Source organism: Roseimicrobium sp. ORNL1, assembly GCF_011044495.1.
Taxonomy (GTDB): Bacteria; Verrucomicrobiota; Verrucomicrobiia; order Verrucomicrobiales; family Verrucomicrobiaceae; genus Roseimicrobium.
This window is the reverse complement of the sequence record NZ_CP049143.1, coordinates 4,038,461-4,056,877: the sequence shown is the minus strand read 5'-3', so window position 1 is coordinate 4,056,877 and position 18,417 is coordinate 4,038,461. Positions and strand designations below refer to the sequence as shown.

Genomic DNA, 18,417 nt, shown 5'->3' with positions numbered 1-18,417 from the left:
CCTGTACTCGCAGGCTTCCCGTCAGGGAAAAGGTCAGCGCCAGCACCCCAGAAGTCCAGGGGTGAAAACGTTTCGAACCACACAATGAGCCAGAGCGAGGAAAAACCACGGCGCGCATGGTCCGAATTAACCTACGCCGGAGGCGCGAATGCAAGATCGGAGTCGCAGGCAGTGTGTGACCTTGCCCTGTACTGGGTCACTGGGCTCCCGCCGCCTCACCACGGCGCATGTCCATGAACGACCCCGGACTGACTTGTCCGCGAAAGTGCTTCTGCTCGACCATCATCAGGGACTCCGTGCCCCACCGATCCCACCGCAGGACCAGAAGCGGAGTTCCGGATTGAGCCGTCAGTGTCCAGCGGCCGGAGTTCGTCTCGTCCGTCGCGGAGAAGGTGCCATTGTCGAAGAACGTCAGCACGTCTGTCCAATAAGGGTGGGTCACACTCCATGCACCCACCACGCTCCATCGCGGGTAGATGTCCTTGTCATCTCCTCCTCCGGCGGAGGCAGGTCCAAGCAATGTCACCAGGAGCACGACGGCGGTAAGGACAAAGGTCTTCATGGCAGGAAGGCGGGTGAGTTGGGAATTCGGCGTTATGCGATTTTCTCCGATATTAAGTGTAGTGACTTCAGCCGAAGGCGTACAGAAGAATTCAGCGCTTGTGGATTGCAATTCCTCATCGCACCTCTTCTACTTCTTCCATGAAAAGGCGTGCCCTGTTTGCCATTGGTGTCGGGTCTCTCGCATTATCTGTGTGCTCTGCTGCTGAGAAACCAGCCGTCAAAAAGGGTCCTGATCCAATCGTAGGCAGATGGACGCCTCCTCAGAAGCCCAAACCCAAAAGTCAGAGAGTCGTGGTGTTCAGATCCAACGGCACCTGCTACTACTATTACCCGGGAGTATCCAGCATCGGTGGCAAGTGGACTGTCTCACCGAAGGACAACCGGAAATACGAGGTCGTTTGGGGTGGCGGAACTAGAGAGGAAGCTTTCCGTATCGGCACGGATGACAAATTAAGGAACAAGGACGGGGAGATTATCGCTGAGCGGTTCGTGGAAAAGTAGGCGGAATCTCCATACTCAGAATCACGCCCCCGGCCTCGCTGCCTCCGCGGCCTTTTTTGCCGTGGGCTGGTAGGCACTATTTTTGAGGTCTTCCCAAAGTCTCATCGCTTCATCTCGCTGCTGGTGATCCTCTTTCCACTTCACCAAGCGCAGGGTCCATTCCGCCTCCCACACTTCGAGTCCCTTTGCCTGTTCCACGGCAAGAGTCAGCAGCGTGGCCACCTCATCCTCGCGGCGATGAATTTGCATGAGTGAGGCGAGTTCGGCGGCCACGCGTCCCTCCGCGGGGAACATGGTGGCGAGTCCCTTCGCATGCTCCAAGGCTTCCACGATCGTGAGTACACGGTTGCACACCAGTTGCGTGATGATGTCGCGTGAGGACTTCAGATATTCCGCGACCCATGCATCTTCGGCGAATGCCTGCACCAGCTTCCAGCGTTCATCAAAGCCACGCCACTGCCCGTTCTCCAGCCTGCAGAGTTGCTGCGCTACCGGCATGAGGTGACGCTTGGCAAGGAATTGCGCCTTCAGAGAATCCCGGCGGTAGTGGGACACATCTTCCCGCCAGGCCTGGATTTCCGCAGTCTTACCGGACAATCCCGCGAGGACAATCTGCGTGGCAATGCCGAGCGCCTCTTCTTCGAAACGCTCTTTCTCATCGGCGTAGGCACGGAGAATCTTATGCCATGCTGGGAGGAATCCCGCGAGGGAGGTGCCGCTCATGGAGGGAGCAGAGAGCATGGTGGATTCAAAGAGGTTCCCCTCCACCTGACGGGTACACTCTGTCTTGCCCCAACTGTTGCGACCGCTGTCGATCCGTTCCAGCAGCGTCTGGTAGTTGAGTTGCGCCTCGTTCAGTGGATTGGGATATGGCCCGGGAAACACGGAGCCCGTGGCTGCGAGTGCCTCCGGTGGAGTTTCGCGAATGCGTTTCACTAGAAAGTTCAAAGTCAGCTCAAGGGGATAGCGCAGGGTTTCCGCGGTGGAGCCAGGGCCAGAACCAAAGGAGGCATGGCGTGTCATCTCACGCAGATCCTTTTCTTTGATCTCCTGCTCCATCACCATGACGGCGGCCGGAGCGTCGGCGAGTTCGAGCATCAGCTTGTCCTTCAATGCGGCATCCTGGAATGTGTGTTCCATCACTTGGCGGGCCCGCTCCGCCATGCGGCGATTCCACGAAAGCGCGCGTGAGTCCGCCCACAGATCGGGCAGCATGCCCTGACCATAGAAGGAGGAGCAATACACCATGACCTGCACACGCTCGTCAGGATTGGGCAAGGTCTCGGCGAAGGCGCGGACTTTTTCCATGTCGCTCTCCTCAGGCTGGAGTTTGTTGTACGAGGCGCGGAGAAGCATATCCTTCGACTGCAAGAGAAAGTCTCGCGCCACGTCATCACGCTCATGGCGGATCAGCGTCAGCAAACTCGCGGCAGAACGCTGCTGCAAGCCCGAGAGGCTGCGCAAGGCCTGACGGAGCATCAGACCATCGAGTCCACGCGCGGCGAAGGTGAGCACGGCCGACTGATATTCTTCCAGGGGCTCGTAGTTCTGTCCGTTCGTAAGCCGATTCCGGTGGAGCCACGCGGGCAGCCATCGTGTGGCTGCTGCCTTGTACCGCCCATCCGCGGGAAGCCGGTTCACTGCGTTCAGGATGTCCAGCATAAGATCGTCGTGCACTGGCCACTCCTTCTCCACCGCCAGCGTGGCCAGGTCCATCGCGGCCCAGATGGTTTCCGGATCGGCATGCTTGCCTGCCTTGTTCATCAGGTTGTGCGCTACCGCGAGACGCACCAGTGGATTGACAGACTCATCCTTGATGACTGCGCGGAAACCTTCCATCACACCTCGGATGACTTCAGGATCTTGCGAGCCTGGAAGCCAGAGCGCTCCCTCCGCCAGATCGTTGAGACGGAATGCGAGTCCCAACCACGAGGCATAGAGTGAAATGTCAGTCTGTTCTTTCGCCAGGGCATCAGCGGCCTTCAGCACTTCCTGCCGTTGCCAGACATCGAGTTTCCCGTGGAAGTCCATGAAGGCGAGCATCAGCAGGGGCGCCTTTTTGATCGCCAGTTTGGAATGCAGACTTTGCAGCATTGCCTTCAGGCCTACGGCGGGATTGCCGATACCACCTTCATCCTTCCATGCCGTCACCAGCGCGCCACCCCAGGAGGGAGAGTTCCACCAGCCGGCGCTCGCGGCGTTGACCTCATCCGGTTGGTGGAACAGATCGCAGGCGACAGCCACCACATCCAGGCTCTGCGTTTTGTCACACCACCTCTTCAGCGCTTCGCCTGACGCGGTCCATCCATTGGCAACAGTGCTGGCATTCCATCCGCGGCGCGATTGCTTGTCGACCATCAATGCACATGCGCGATCCAGCAATCTCACCGCCTTTGCCCGGTCGGTGGAGGCCAGTTGGGTGGCGGCGCGGCGCATGGTCTCTTCAAACTGCTCATCGTTCATCTGGAGCGCCTCTACTTTTCGCGCGGTGAAGAATGCCTCCGCATTGCGGGCGGCCTCCATGTCTCCCAGCTTGAGCAGGGCGGCCTGTACCTTGGGCGCTCGCGTCTGCGCGGTTACTTTCAGGAAGGGGGCGAGCTCTTTCTCCATCAGCAGGCCCAGCGCTTCGATGCTGCAATTGGATGCTCGATCAATGCCAGCGTTGGCAAAGGCGATGGCATCCACCAGCTTCTGTTGATCCCGGGATACAAGGGCATGCAGGATGGCGGCACCGGGATTGCTCGCGGCCGCGTGCTCAATTGTGGCACGAATGTCCGCTTGAAGAGGTTTGTCGAACTGGTTGATGGCGGATGCCAGCCGGGTGAGCACAGTGTCCTTTTGAGCTGGATCCAGTGGACAGTCCCAGAATGGCGCACCTTCCGTCAGCCAGGGACTGCCCGCCAGGAAGTTGAGCCCTGCCCGGGAAGAACGCATGGCTGGTAAGCCGTACAGATTCTTCTCCGTCATCCACGGTGGAAGGACATACTCCGCACGGAAACTGGGATGATGCCGCATGCCCGATTCATCCGCAACTTCGAGCGATAGGAACACCAGTGTGGAATTCGTCTGACAGATGTTCTGCATCAAACGATGGATGAAGTCGACTCGTTGCATGGCGGGATTGTCGTAGCCATCACCCAGTTTCTTGAAGAACTCCCTCCACTCCGCGCGTGGCCCCAGAGCCGTCTCCATCACCTGCAGCATGAAGGCCTTCGCTTGCTCGCGGTGCCCTCGTGTGGCCAGCGTATCGAGCACGATGCCAGTTCCGCTGGGTCTGGAGATGTGGAAGATAGGCGTGCCGGGTTCCTTCAGAGCGAATTGGGCGGGATCGATCTCCAGGTTCCGTTCTTTCCAGATGCGTGCCGTCGTGATGGTGGGATGCGCATCCAGCCACCAACTCGCAGGATAGGGCAGATGCGCCAACTCGGCCGCTGCAGTGGGGAAGTCCGCTTCCTGGCATGTGTAGAGCCGCTCCAGTGCTGCTACGATGAGGTCTGCATGCACGACCTTGCAGCCCTGTGCGAAGGATGTGAGTTCGCGGAAGGCGGCGCGAGTGTCGGACTGTTTGGAAGCGTGCCATGCCAGCAGTCCGAGTGGCGAGGGCTGCCACAGGTGACTCGGCTCCGCTGCTTCATTGTGGCTGAAGGCTTCGTGCCAGATCCAGCCGTTTGCCCGGCTTCCGGTTTGCAGGACTTCACGGGCCTTTGGTGCCAGCGACTCCACCGTGGCGCCTTTCTTGAGTTTCAGTGCTGCGTAGCAACCGTAGGCGGCGGCGGCCATGTTGGGCACTTCCATCGCTGCCTCGCACAGTTCTTCGAGGTCGCCCGCGAGTTCGTGACCTTCGCCATAGGCGGGAGGCGGCTCCACGAGTGGCGCGCCAAAGCCGCCATTCTGTGCAGGTGGCTCCGTTTGCAGGAGATCACTGATGCCGGGAGCACTAAATCCCTCGCCGGACCAGGCGAGGTTGGTGAGGAGTGCACTGATCCATTGAAGATCCACGATGCCGTCCCTGCGACTTGGGACAGTGTGAAGCAGTTCCACCATGAAACGTGATGCGATCTGGGTAAGCACCAGGCTGTTGCGCCCGGCATTATCACAGATCGACTGACCGATGAACATGCGATCCTCCAAAGGAGCTGCCGCATAGAGTTTCTGAGCGGCAACGGTGTCCGTATCCAGCAGAGCACAGATGGCCCGAAGACGGATGTTCGTATCGCCGGGGTTCTGGTCGAGTGCCTTCTGGTAGTGCTCGTGAATTTCGGTCGCTGAAAAGCCCAGTCGATCTGCAATGAAGGCCCCTTCCGCATGACTCAGGCGTGGAGAGCCTGCTTCCTTCATCAGGTGGTCGAACAGAGCCTGGCGAGCCGGACTCTTGCGGTACAGTGCCTGCGAAAGTGTTTGCCACCCGTCATCGGTGAGCGCGCGCGCATAGCCACCTCCCAGGGCGATTTCCTGGCGGGCAAATTTGCGGAGCGTGTTCGTGACGGTTTGAAAAGAGGTGCCGCTCTCATGGGTGCTGTCCGTGCTGCGCAGGACAGCCTGGGCGATCTGGCTGGTGAACGTGCCCGAGTGCTGCTGGCTCTGCGCCGTGGAGCGGATATTGCCAATGTACCGCGTGCTGGAGTTCGCCAGCATTTGTCCCTGGGTCACAAACCCTGCACTCTTGAGCGACTCAGCGATGCCGCTGGGGGAGCGTTGATCTTCCAGTTCACCGAGCGCGACAAGATGCTTTGCCGCGGCGAGCACCACGGCTTGTATGGCGTCGTCAGCGGGAAGGGAGCCATCCACCGCGGTGCTTAACAAATACCGGGCGCGGCTACGCTGCACTTCTTCAGTCACGGGAAGCGCGGCCCATTGATAGAGGGCCTTGGTGAGTTCCTCGGATTTGCCATCCATGGCCAGCACACTGGCTTTCAGAAAGAGCACATCATCGCGGGTGGGATAAGCCTCCGCCAGCCGCATGGCTTCCTGCTTCAGATCCGCTTCGTGGCCTGACGCCTGGAGGCAGAGCAATCTGGTGAGAGGGTCTCGTGCTTCCGCGACCAGTGAGGCAGGTGCGTGCTCACCGGTGGCTCCTCCCAGCCACGAGGAACTCTGCGCAAGACACAGAGCCGGATTAATCCCGTATCCAGAATGGATTTGGGAAGGAAAGGCAAGGAAGTTGAAAGTATAGGCGCCGACTTCCTTCGAGCTGGCCTGCATTGCCAGTACCGCGGCATTGGCACGGATGCGGGGAAGCGCTTCGTCGAGGAGTTTGCGCCATCCCTCCCAGTGTCCTCGCGTGGCCAGACTGCAGGCAGCGTGAGAAAGGATGACGCCAGCCCTCGCATCGGTGGATGAAGCGTTCAGCGCCCAGGAGGTCAGGACGGAGAGAAGCTTTTTCTCTTCTTCCTGTGAGAGCCGACCCCGCGGAAGAATTCCCGCCATGTAGGGATCTGGCAGCTCGCATACCAGCGCGGAAGAAAGCTCGGCGAGGCGCTCCATGCTCGCGGTGGAATGTCTGGCGAACTCCAGGGCGCGCTCCATGCTCACTCCGGGAGTCTCTGACATATCAATGAAGGCGTGGAGCAGCGCAGCTTCAGCTGCGAGTTCGGGATGGGATTTGGAAAAAGTCTGCTCGGCATGATCCAATAGCGCGATGGATTCTTCTTCGGGCAGATTCGGAGTTTTTACGTTCCCTCGAAGCCAGCTGGCCAGGAGAACAGGATGCTCACGAACTTGTGCAGCGGTGGTGATGAATTCGCTGCGTCCCCAGATTTGCCGGATGACCAGATTGGTCCATAGCGTTGCCATGGGCACACTCTCGGGAAGTTTCAGGGGAGCCAGTTCGGGAGTCTGTGTGCGCCCAATTTCCGCAAGGCGCGCCAGATGCCTCAGCGCAAAGACCTGCGCTTCTTCCTTGCAGATGGGCAGTCGCACGTTGAGCGCTGGCCCAGGGCGACGCACTGTCTGCGCTCGTGCTATCATTTCCGGCTGTCCCCGGTATTCATAGGCATCTGGGGCTTGTTCGCGCAGACGATGCCACCAGAGTGAGCCGGGCATCTCCGGCAGGAGAGGGGGCTCCTGAAGCGGAGGCAGAGGCGTGGCATCCACCATCTCCTCCTGGATCAGCAGTACACGGGTGAAATGTTGTGCGGCTTCCTCCAGTTTGCCGGACTCCTCCAATGCAACACCCCGCTGGTATTGAAGACGGGCGTTCTGGGCCTGGCTGCGTGCGGGTTCTTCCAGCAGGGCGGCTGCTTCCTTCCACAGGCGTGCTCCCATCAGGTTGTCTGCCAATTGCTCGATGTCCGCGGTCTTGGTGGTTTGGGCGCTGGCAATCTCCTGCATGATTTGCAGCGCTTCTTCATCGTCACCGCGTTTGAGAAGGAAGTCGGCATAGGAGCGTCTGGCTTGCGGACTGGAATCCTTTCGCGCTGCCTGCCGGTAGAGTTCCGCTGCCTTTTCCACATTTCCCCGCGCGTCTTCACTCACAGCCAGCTCGCGCATCAGCATGATGTCATTGGGCGAGAGTCGCAGCGCTTCCCCGAGGGCGTTGCCATGCGCCGCCACATCGGGCTTCTCGCGATACACCATTGCCAGCAGGCGCCAGGCTTCGGGGGAGTCCGCATGCTCGCGCTGATTCCGTTTCCACTCATCCAGCAGCAAATCGAGCTGGTTGGTTTTCTTTGCCGTGCGCACCATCTGCGACCCGATGCGCAGCCGCTGCGTGGCATCGTCCTTTTGATCGAAGAGCTCGCGCAATGTCGCGAGTGCCTCGCTTGCAAGACCTGCTTCAGACAGGGCATCTGCCAGTTGAAAGGTGATGTCCTCCTCATCTGGGAATCGGCGTGCCGCCTCGCGCAGTACCTCAAGCACCTTCGCCGGTTGGCCCGTGCTCCGCAGGAGTCTTGCCTGCAAACGCCACGGGGTGTGGCTTGTCGGAGCGGCTGCCTTCCACTCAGCAATCCAGCGTAGCGCGGCATCGTATTCGAAGGCTTCCGCACTTGTTTCAGCGAGGTCTTGCAAGCGCATTGAAGTTTTTCCACCGGGTCGCTTGGCGTTATCGCTGAGGATGCGCAGGAGCGCCGACCATTCGCGTCGACGGTTGAGTACATGTGCGTGTCCCGCCTCCACCAGCGTTTCTTCCATGCTCAGCGGTGCATCCGCAGGGTGGGGAAGTGCCTTCCAAACCTGTGCCAGAAGCTCATCCGCCTTATGCATGCCAGCCTGCCGTTCGTCATAGGCATTTTCAGGCGTGGTGAATTCATGCGCGAATGCCAGGAGCAGGCCATCACTGATGCCGGAGGCTGGAGTCTTCGCAAAGTCGTCCAGCAGCAGCTTGCGGATGTTCTGGCGATTCAGCATGCCACCGGTGAGCGTGGCCAGCCGCTGCAGTTCGCCGGGATCCTTCACGAGCTGCGCGTAGCGGCGCAGCCAGCGCACGCATGATGTCTCCTGACGGGCCTGCAGGGCAAGATTGCAGGCCTGTGTGAGAACTCTAAGGTCATTGATGAACTCCTGCTCTCGCGCCTTGAGGATCTCAAACGCTGCCAGGTCCTCGCCACGATTCGCCGCTGCCGTGGCTATCTGGCTTGCTGCGGAAAGGTCACCCTGTGCGGCTAGTTTCCGCCACAGGGCAATCGCATCCGGCACGTCACCTTTGCGATGCAGCAGCGCAGCCAGTGACAACCCAGCGAGCGGATCCTGCGGATGACTACTCATCCACTTCTCATAGAGATCATGTGCGGCGTCATCGAGACCGAGACGCTCCAATAACCGGCCTGCGAGCAGCAGCGCGCCTTCGTCATCGGGCGATTGGTTGAGGAACTGTTCGACCAGGGCACGTGTGCGATCTGGAGAACCATTTCGTCCATGCAACCCTGCGAGTCGTAGCATGAGCGCACTGTCACCCGGCTGCTGGCGCAGGAGTTCCTCTGCCTGCTGAACCGCCTCGCGAATGTTCCCCTGGTATTCGAGGAGATTGATGTAGTCCTCACGCACATCCTGCCGTCCCGGAGTGCGCTCGAGCAGAGCTGCTGCAAGTGCAGAGGCATCCATGGGCTTTCCTATCTCGGTGAGGATGCGCATCTGCCGGCGGACGATGGCCACACGGTTGGTATGTTGCTTGGCGAGTTCGGCGAGCTTCGTGGCAAAGCCGGGGACGTCACCGCTGCGGCGGTACAGGCGCTCCATGCGATCGAGAGCTTCACCTTCCAGCCAGAAGTCGGTGCCACTCTGTGCAAGGGTGAGATCCAACTCGGTGCGGGCTTGCGGCACCTTGCGGAGATCCAGGAGGAGGTCCGCCAAGCGCAAACGCCGCATCGCTTTCTCAAACGGATCCTTCGTGAGATCCACCAGCGTCCGGCTTTCGATCGCGGCTTCTGGTTTCAGGCCGTTTTCCACCAGCATGTCCACCAACTCTTCGCGCAGGGAGGATTCATCAGGATGACGTTCGATGAGTTTGTGGAAAACGTCCTTCGCTTCGGAAGCGCGTCCCAGCCTCCAGAGCGTGTCAGTTTGCAGACGAGTCGCGCGAATGTCGCTCTCACCGGTGAGGCCAAGTTGAGAGGCTCGTGTCAATGCCGTGAGGGCGGTGTCCCAATCCTTCAACCGGTTGGCGATCTCTGCCGTGCGCAGGTGAATCAAGGGCTCATCCGGCGCCTTCTGTGCCGCCCTCTCACACGCCTTCAGCGCCTCCGCATCCTGACCAGAGGAGGAATAATACAGCGCCAGGATGAGATGGTCCGCCGCCATTGCATCCGCCGCATCGGATGCCTTCAGCAAAAACTCCCGCAGCGTATCCCGACTGCCGGTCGCGAGCCAAGCTCCCATGAAACGGTCAAACACCACGCCCGTCTGCGGCCGGCGACGTAGCATGTCATGATACTTCAGTACTTCAGCGGTAGGAGGGCTGGTTGCCGCTGAGGGTTGCTCTTGAGCCTGTACCCGTCCCAGCGGCAGCAATGCCAGCAAGAGCAGCAGCGGGTAAACCAATTGCTGCCACTGACGGTAAAGAACAAAGCTGCCCTGAGGATGTCGCCGCATGTCTGGTTTTACCAGATCATAACAAACGGGCACAAGCGCGGCAGCCTTAGAAGAAGGACGACTTTTTACATCCGCTCCGTCGTCTTGATCCCCAGCAGTCCCAAACCTTCCTTCAGCACACGGGAGGTGGCGTCGCAGAGCACGAGACGGGTGTTGCGCGCAGTACCTTCCGCGCGCAGCACGTGGCACGCCTCATAGAAGGTATGGAACGTATCCGCCAGTTCATACAAATACTGCGCCAGCAGATTTGGACGGAAGTCTTCCAGTACGTCGTGCACGGCCTCGCCGAACTGCAGTAGCTTCAGTGCGAGAGCGCGCTCGGCATCTTCAGTGAGTTGCACATCATCAGTAAGCGTGACAGCACCTTCCAACTTCCTGAAGATAGCACGCGTGCGTACATACGCGTTGATGAGATACGGCGCGGTGTTCCCCTGAAGCGAGAGCATCTTGTCCCAGGAGAATTTGTAGTCCGTCATGCGGTGCTGGCTCAGTTCCGCGTACTTCACGGCGGCGATGCCGATGATCTCCGCGACCTCAGCCTTCTCCGCATCGGTGAAGCCTTCGCGTTCCGCGACCACGCCGGCGGCACGTTCTACGGCTTCGTCGATTACTTCAAGCAGGCCCACGCTCTCACCGGAGCGGGTCTTGAACATTTTTCCATCTGGTCCCAGAATCGAACCGAAGGCGATGTGCTCCATCCGGGTCTGGTGACCGCGACGCCGCGAGGCATCAAAGAGCTGGCGGAAGTGAAGCTGCTGCGGTGCGCCCACCACGTACCAGATTTCCTCGGCCTTCCACTCCTTCACGCGGTAGTCCACCGTCGCGAGGTCCGTGGTGCCGTAGAGGAAGCCACCGTCCGCCTTGCGGATGATGAGGGGAAGAGCGGTCCACTCGCCATCTTTGAAGATGAGGAAAGGATCCTGATCCTGCTTCTTGGCGCCATCGGAAAAGACGCACACCGCTCCGTCACTCACCTGAGCCTGACCCTGGGCGAGCATGTCCTCCACGAGCGGTCCAAGGGCATCGTTGTAAAAGCTCTCACCGAGGTAGTGGTCAAAGCTGATGTCGAGCTTGCCGTAGACATCGTGCAGCTGGTCGAGCGTGAGCTTCACACACTCCTTCCAGATTTCGAGATTCTCTGCATCGCCCTGCTGGAGCTTCACCAGCTCCGTCTTGCACATTTCGCGCACGGCTTCGTTCTCCTTGCCCTCGGCGTTCACATTCTTGTAGACGCGCACGAGCTCGTGAATCGGATCCTTCTTCAGGGCATCCTTGTCCATCCGCGTCTTCCAGCCGTGGATGATCATGCCGAACTGGGTACCCCAGTCGCCGATGTGATTGTCCGTGATGACCTGGTGCCCCACATAGCGCGCGAGCCGTGCCAGGCTGTCGCCGATGAAGGTGCTGCGGATGTGGCCCACGTGCATGGGCTTCGCCACGTTCGGCGCGGAGAAGTCCACCACGATGGTCTTCGCCTGTTCGGCGCGCGGCACTCCAAGATGCGCGTCCGCCACCTGGGCGTTGAGGGATTCCGCGACCTTCTCATTCGTGAGGCGGAAGTTCAGGAAGCCAGGTCCGGCCACCTCCGGCTTGTGGCAGAGACCGGTGCCGTCAAAGGTCTCCGTGATGGTGGTGGCGAGCTGGCGAGGATTGGTCTTGAGCGCTTTCGCCACCGTCATGGCGGCATTGCTCTGGTAGTCGCCAAATCGTGAGTCGCTGGCGTTCGTCACATCAATGACCGCACCCTCGGGCAGGGTGATATTTGCCGCGGCGAAGGCGGCCTGGAGACGCTGGGACAGCAGCTTGCGAAAAGTGGACATGGCGGAATGAAAGGGGCTGGCACTCAAGCACAGATCCCGCTTCGTGCATCAACGCATGAACTGAATCCCGGCGATTTTCTCCGCCATGTCACGGTTCGCCAAGAAGACGAGTTCCGCCGCTGCGGCCCGGCTCTGACGAGCCCGGAAGTTGCGCACCTCGCCCTGAGCCACGCCGTCCACGTAGGCGATGGTCGGGCGGTTTTCGCAGTCCAGGTTGGTGATTTCCACCGTCGTGTCGTTAGAGAGGAGGGCACTCTTCCAATGCGCCGGCTCCAGCACATTGGAGCCCACCAGCAGCCACGCGGGGGTATCTGCGAGGAGAGGGGAGGCACCCATGGCGCGGGCGTAGGCCGTGCTGCCTGCAGCGGTGGAGACCAGGGCGCCATCACTCACCAGCTTCGGCAGCCGCGGAATGTCATTCACCTTGATTTCCAGCCACGCGCTCTGGCTGGTGGAGCGCTCCAGCCACGCGTCATTGAAAGCGTAGGCCTCGATAGTTTCCCCCGTGGTGGTCTCCAGCTCTATATAGATCTGCGGGAGCTGGCGGAAGATCACCTCGGAGGGAGGGAACGACTGCTCAAACACCTGCTCCGGCGCATTCAGCAGGAATCCCACATGACCCGCGTTCACACCGAAGAAGGGCAGCCTCCTCCGCCAGTGCTCACGAATGCAGCGCAGCATGGCTCCGTCCCCACCCAGGGTGAGGATGAAATCCGGGGATGCTTCATTCACATGCGGACGGAAACGATCCTGCCAGTCCACGGATTTCCCATTGCGGGGGTCCGTTTGCAGAATGCACTTCAGATCCTCCAGGCTCCCGCGTGACCAGGAGGCGGGATTGGTGCCGCGGTAGAGTCCGTAGCGGTTGATGTAGCGGTGGGCCTTTGGGGTGAGCAGGTTCGCCACCTCGCGCCGGTGCATGAGGGAGTCGCGTATCAGGGTGCTCGACCCCGGGATCTCCACAGGAATGAGCACATGATTTGGGGGAAGATCTGCCGCATCAATGGCATGACCGGGCCGCGTGAGGATGGCAAAGCGGCTGTGCTGCCAGAGCTCGGGTCCCTTGGACCAGCCGGTGTGGATGGCCGAGCGTTTCTGCGCGCCGCCTTCGATCCAGTCGGCGCCTACCACGTGCCAGACTTCCGCCTCCCCCTTGTACCGCTCCTCCAGGGCGAAATTCCGCGTAAAGGTATCCTGCTCCAGGTCGAAGAGATCCACCACGACGGTGCCGCTCTCCAAGTCGCCAAAAGTCAGGTCACACAGCGCTGCGCGGAATACGGAGGGAACGGAGTTCACCTCCGGCTTGTCCGGCCGGGGGCCACAGGGCACCACGCGCACTTCGTCAAACTCACGCGCCAGCACTTCCGCGAGGCGGAGATGGTGCAAACCCGGTGGATTGAAGCTGCCCCCGAAGAGGGCCATGCGGCGTGCCATGGGCCGACTCTAGGCGCAAAGTCGTGCAGGCTCAACTCCCACCGGCAGAAGACCTTTCCACTTGGAAGCGAAAGCGGGATTCAGCATGGTTGCATGCCGGATTTTGCGCGGTAGCTTGTGATCTTGCCCTTGTCTTGAAACCGAAACGCTTCGCCTGCCAATGCCCATTTCCCGTCTGACCTGCCCCCACTGTGAACAGGAGGTGGAGATCAACGTCACCGACGTGACCCGATCCCGGGACTGTCCGCGTTGTGGCAGGTACATCATTCTGCAATTCACCACGAAGGCCACCCGCATGAAGCGGAAGGCCCTCCTCACGCCCACGGTACAGGTCGGTGAGCCTCTGGCAGCAGTCACTCGAGCCACGGTGGTGGCGCGGCCCCAAGGCACCTCCGTAGTGACGGGACGGGACACCCCCGGCTCCACGCCTACTACCATGCCTCGTCCGGTAGCGGCTAGAGCGGTTGGCGCAGCTCCCCTTCCTGTTGGTGCTCCTGTGGTGGCGCAGACTTATGAAGGGACCCCGGGCGAGCGTGTGCAGTATGATCCGGACATCAAGCGCAAGAGCGGTACCCTCCTCTGGGGAGCAGGCGTGGTGCTTGGCTTGATAGCCCTCGTGGTGGTGGCGGACAGGCTCCAATGGTGGCACGCGATGGGCGACGGCTTCTCCCGCATGATGACCTACCTGTCACCGCCGAAGCCGGACATCGTGGGAACGAGCAACAACGTCGCGGTCGATCCCAACCTGCCTTCCGCGAGGGAGGTGCTGGGGCCAACGACGCCGACGGTGGAGATGAAATTGCCCGATGAAATCGACATTTCGGGCGAGCCGGGCAAGGAGGTCATGAGCGAGCAGGAAAAGGCCATGCGCGCTGTTAAAACCTATCTGGAAGCACCGAGCCTCAAGGAGCGCCTGAAGCTGGTGCGCGACCAGCAGCTCGTGGTGGACAAAATGGTGAAGTACTACGAGACCAATCCCCCGGGGGCTATCCCGTACCAGAAAATCATCGCTAGGGAAACCCGTCCGGCGGGCGTGCTGTCCTTCGCGTTCAATGTGGTGCTGCCCTCCGGTGATGAGCGCAGGATCGTGGTGGCCAGGTCGCTGAACGGTCAATACCTCGTCGACTGGGCGAGTTTTGTCCTCTACGGCGATATGACGTGGCAGCAATTCCTCGAAACCAAGCCGGCCAGTCCCACCATGCTGCGGGTGCTGGCGGAGCCAACTGACCATTTCAACGAGGCCTTCCCCCAAGGCGGTGGCTACGTCGCCCTGAAGCTTACGGACCCCGCCTCCAAGGATTCACCGCCCATCTATGCCTATGCCACGCAGGGCACCCCCCTCGGGATGGCGCTGGAGTTCATCGCTCGCAAGAGCGTAGGGCAGGCGCAGCCGGTCATGCTCACACTGAAATTTCCCGAAAACGTTCCCAACGCAGAGGGCAATCAGGTATGGGTGGATGAACTTGTTGCGGAAGGATGGCTGGCTCGCGGGCGTTGATGTTCATCACGCACGCATGTATTGATTCGCCGGCATTTCCCTCCTCCCGCCTCTTCCTCACTCATGTTCCGTTCCTGGTTCCTGTGGCTCACGCTTCTGCTCCTCGCCGCGTCTGTGGGCTGGTTCTGGCTGCTGGCCCAGGATCTCCGGTTCTCCCGCATTGAGTCCGAACTACCGGCCGCTGCAGCAGATAAGGCGAGCTGAAGATGCGGACACAGGGCGATTTGGCGCGGATTTTGCACTTCCTTGGGCATTGTGGCGCTATCTGAGCGTGACAAAATCCCCGATCTCGCCATTTCTTTGGAATGGAAAACCTCACGCGTCAGAAGTCCGTCATCGATGGTGCCGCCGCGCTCATCAGTGAGCGGCGCGTGGCCTATGAGGCGCGCGACTCCCTGCAGACTACCGTAGAGCGCCTGGGCCAGCCGGAATTCGACAATCCGCAATCAGAAGAACTCCTGGGCTTGTTCCGCCCGGAGGACTCCCGCCGTGCCGTGCTGGCGGACATGGACTACATCGAGACCTTCATTGCCGCTGGAAGGCCCGTACCGGGATTCCCAGAGGCGGGTCCGCGCAAGAAACTGTTTTTCAATCCCCAGACCGTGCGTGCTGCCATCGTCACGTCCGGTGGGGTTGCCCCTGGCTTGAATCGCGTGACGCACGCCATTGTACAGCGCCACTACGCCACCTATGGGTGCGACATCTCCCAAGGCGGTGCGGTATTCGGCGTCTATGACGGCATCACCGGCCTGCTGGGCGATGAGATGGACATCGGCCTGCTCTCCCCAGATTTCACCCGCGAGCACCTGGCGGAAGGCGGCTCCAAGCTGGGCCTGCGCCGCGTGAACAAGGATGTGTTCGTGGACCAGACGGCCAAGATTGTGGAGAACCTGCGCAAGCAGAAGATCAATATCCTCTACGTCATCGGCGGCGATGGTTCCCTGCGCGCTGCCAATCACATTGCCAAGCTCGTGCCGGACATGGCTGTCATCGGCGTGCCCAAGACGATGGACAATGACATCCTCTGGGTGGCCCAATCCTTCGGATTCAGTACCACGGTGGACAAGGCGACGGATGTGATCCGCCAGATGGAGACCGAGGCCAGCTCCACCCGCCGCGTGGGCATTGTGGAACTCTTCGGCGCCGAGTCCGGATTCGTGGCTGCCAATGCGGCACACGCTTTTGGCAAAGCGACGCTGGTGCTTATTCCCGAGATGTTCGCCGGATATCAGACCTCCGAGGAGATTGAGGACGTGCTCATGCAGTGCCTGGAGCACGTGGTGACGAAAGTGGCAGCCATGCCGCGCGGCGAAGGCGTGATCGTCGTCGCCGAGGGGGTGGGGGAGCTCATGTGGCAGCGCAAGGTGAAGATCGGGGACGAGGAACCCATTCACGATCGCTTCTCTTATCAAGTGGAGCGCTGGCTCAAGAATCGTCTGAAGGATGGCCGTGGTCGCAGCGTGGGCACGTTTGTGAACCGTCCGCGCCACCACATTCGCGCCATTCCGCCGAATGCCTTCGACCAGACCTACTGCGACCGTCTCGGCGCGCTCGCCGTGGAGGCTGGTCTCGCCGGCTACACGCGCTGCGTCATTTCCTACTGGCTTTCTGAGTTCGTCCTGGTTCCGCTACCGCTCATCGCCCAAGGACAGAAACGACTGACCACCAGTGGCATGTTCTGGAAACAGATCGTGCTCAGCACCGGCCAGCCGGCGTTTGGCGTGGGGACCTGAACTGCGTGCTCCAACAACGTAGCTCGCGAGTCATGTTGCTCTATAAACGCTGGTGGCAAAGATATGACCTCGTACGCCTCCTACCTCGGCATCCTTGAGAACATCAAGGACGCGATGTCCGCGGACTTGATGCGCAAGCATCAGCTCCGCTGCGAGGCCGGTGACTGGATGGATAGCGCCACTCTCAAGTTGCAAAAGGACGCATGGACCGCAGGAGGCACGGGGCAGGGGATTTTCTTCTCCGTCTGGCTGGGCGAAAAGGAACTGAAGACGCGCCGGTTCAACTACAACATCCACTCCCTCAAGCTGGGTACTTTGCCCGGGCATGTGGTGAAGCCTCGTGAATTTGCCTCCGCGTTCCGCGAAAAGCTCGAAGCACATCCGAAGGGATCAGGCTGGCCGAACCTCAGCACCGACTACGGCCCCCAAACACTCATGCAGGGCTGGATGCCGCTGGATGAAGCCACCTTTCGCCAAGATATGGAGTCAGTGATCGAGCGCTTTGTGGGCATGCATGACGTGATTGATGCCTTGCTCCTGGAGCGGAAAAGCAGAGCCTGAGAGATCACTGTCCCGAGACCACATCTGACACCGGCTCCAACACCAGGGGCCGCGACACCGTGCCCGGCAGCGAAGTCAGGATCACGCACGAGAGATCGGTCTTGGGATCAGCCCAGGCCAGCATACCCGTGGATCCACTGTGGCCGAAGGATTGGTCGGAACACCCCTTGCCGAATCCGGCGGGGCCGAGGGCGAAGCCAATTCCCCGGCGCGCACTGAGTCCGGGCGTGTGATCTTGAATCATGAGCCGCGCTGTTTCCGGGCGCAGCACCTTGCCTTCCGGATGCAAAAAGCTGCGAAGGAACAGCGCCACATCTCCCGCGCTGCAGTGGGCGCCTCCCCATGGCGCAGCCAAGTTGCGCCAGTAGGGGCTGTTCCAGTCCCATTCCTTCGCATCCGCCGCGCCCGCGCCGGATTCCGGGGCCGCGTGTTCCGTCTGCACTCGCACCATCTCTTCCATCTTGAACGTCCCCAATCCGAGCGCGCTGTGCTTCATGCCCAGCGGGGCGAACACTTCCTTCGAAAGGAAATCCGGCAGCGATGCCTTGGCGACGCGCTGTACCACTTCCGCCGCGAGGAGGATGCCCATGCTCTGGTAGTGGTATTGTGTGCCCGGTTCGAAGAGCAGCGGCGTACGCACCGTGGCCTGGATAAACTCTGACAGCGGCGCATGACGCCGGCGGACTTCGTTGTTCTCCGGCAGTTGATCCGGCAGGCCCGATGTGTGCACCAGCAGGTGCTCCAGGGAAATCTTCTTCCTCGCGCCCTCAGAGAACTCGGGGATGAACTTCATCACCGGATCGGAAAGCCGCAGCGCGCCACGGTCCGCGAGCACCATCACCGCGATGGCCGTCATGGGTTTGGTGATCGACCCCAGCAGGAAAATTGCGTCCGTGGACTGGACCTTGCCAAACGCCTGCCGAAAAATCTCCGATCCGCGCTGCACGTGGAGCACTGCCGTTTCGATGGTGCCCTTGTCGATCTGGGTTTGCAGAAGCGCGGTGGCGGCTTTCATGACATCAGGCTTGAGTGAGGGTGATTGAGCACGCAGGAGAGTGGGGGAACAAAGTCCCGCAAGCAGCACCGCAAATGTGTCGCGTCGGTTCATGGGAAAGAATGGGGAGCGTGATACTGCCAGATAAAAGAGACACGAAAGCCAGGTCTTGCATGAGGATGCGACGAAGTCCCTACTTTGATAAGAGAACGTGGAGCGCCTGATTAATCGCGCTGTGTCGATGCATGGTGTCATCGACAGCCTGTTCCAGCAAAAGAAGCGTGC

At 60.4% G+C, this 18,417-nt stretch carries 10 protein-coding genes; 5 read left to right on the top strand and 5 right to left on the bottom strand.

The genetic code is table 11. The annotated features are described in order from the left end of the window. Positions 1–196: 196 nt before the first annotated feature. Positions 197–562, bottom strand: a complete 366-nt coding sequence (locus G5S37_RS16445) for a hypothetical protein (protein ID WP_165205550.1) — start codon at positions 560–562, stop codon at positions 197–199. Between the two features lie 293 nt (positions 563–855). Here G5S37_RS16445 and G5S37_RS16440 point away from each other — a divergent pair, with 293 nt between their 5' ends. Beyond that, entirely contained in the window at positions 856–1,065 is a 210-nt protein-coding gene (locus tag G5S37_RS16440) for a hypothetical protein (protein WP_165205549.1), read from the top strand. A gap of 21 nt (positions 1,066–1,086) precedes the next feature. Here G5S37_RS16440 and G5S37_RS16435 read toward each other — a convergent pair whose 3' ends face one another. The 3 genes from G5S37_RS16435 to G5S37_RS16425 form a co-directional block, all read right to left on the bottom strand. Beyond that, the gene (locus G5S37_RS16435; protein ID WP_165205548.1) at positions 1,087–10,092 is read right to left on the bottom strand and encodes a tetratricopeptide repeat protein; all 9,006 of its coding nucleotides are present in this window, start codon (positions 10,090–10,092) and stop codon (positions 1,087–1,089) included. Positions 10,093–10,157: 65 nt separating this feature from the next. Then, complete coding sequence (gene argS, locus G5S37_RS16430) at positions 10,158–11,912, bottom strand: arginine--tRNA ligase (RefSeq protein ID WP_165205547.1); 1,755 nt, start codon at positions 11,910–11,912, stop codon at positions 10,158–10,160. Positions 11,913–11,960: 48 nt separating this feature from the next. Next, a complete protein-coding gene (locus G5S37_RS16425) occupies positions 11,961–13,346 on the bottom strand; it encodes an NAD(+)/NADH kinase (protein ID WP_165205546.1) in 1,386 nt (461 codons plus the stop codon). A gap of 160 nt (positions 13,347–13,506) precedes the next feature. On the opposite strand from G5S37_RS16425, the gene G5S37_RS16420 reads away from it, so the two are divergent. The 4 genes from G5S37_RS16420 (at position 13,507) to G5S37_RS16405 (ending at position 17,138) form a co-directional block, all read left to right on the top strand. Beyond that, the gene (locus tag G5S37_RS16420; RefSeq protein WP_165205545.1) at positions 13,507–14,844 is read left to right on the top strand and encodes a hypothetical protein; all 1,338 of its coding nucleotides are present in this window, start codon (positions 13,507–13,509) and stop codon (positions 14,842–14,844) included. Positions 14,845–14,907: 63 nt separating this feature from the next. Beyond that, positions 14,908–15,048 carry a hypothetical protein gene (locus G5S37_RS16415; protein ID WP_165205544.1) on the top strand — a complete coding sequence of 47 codons (141 nt, stop codon included), beginning with the start codon at positions 14,908–14,910 and terminating at the stop codon, positions 15,046–15,048. Positions 15,049–15,149: 101 nt separating this feature from the next. Then, positions 15,150–16,577 (top strand): 6-phosphofructokinase, encoded by a 1,428-nt coding sequence (locus tag G5S37_RS16410; RefSeq protein ID WP_165205543.1) that lies wholly within the window; start codon positions 15,150–15,152, stop codon positions 16,575–16,577. A 63-nt stretch (positions 16,578–16,640) separates the two neighbouring features. After that, complete coding sequence (locus G5S37_RS16405; RefSeq protein WP_165205542.1) at positions 16,641–17,138, top strand: hypothetical protein; 498 nt, start codon at positions 16,641–16,643, stop codon at positions 17,136–17,138. 4 nt (positions 17,139–17,142) lie between these two features. On the opposite strand, the gene G5S37_RS16400 is transcribed toward G5S37_RS16405, so the two are convergent. Beyond that, positions 17,143–18,153 (bottom strand): serine hydrolase domain-containing protein, encoded by a 1,011-nt coding sequence (locus G5S37_RS16400; protein WP_165205541.1) that lies wholly within the window; start codon positions 18,151–18,153, stop codon positions 17,143–17,145. Positions 18,154–18,417: the final 264 nt, after the last annotated feature.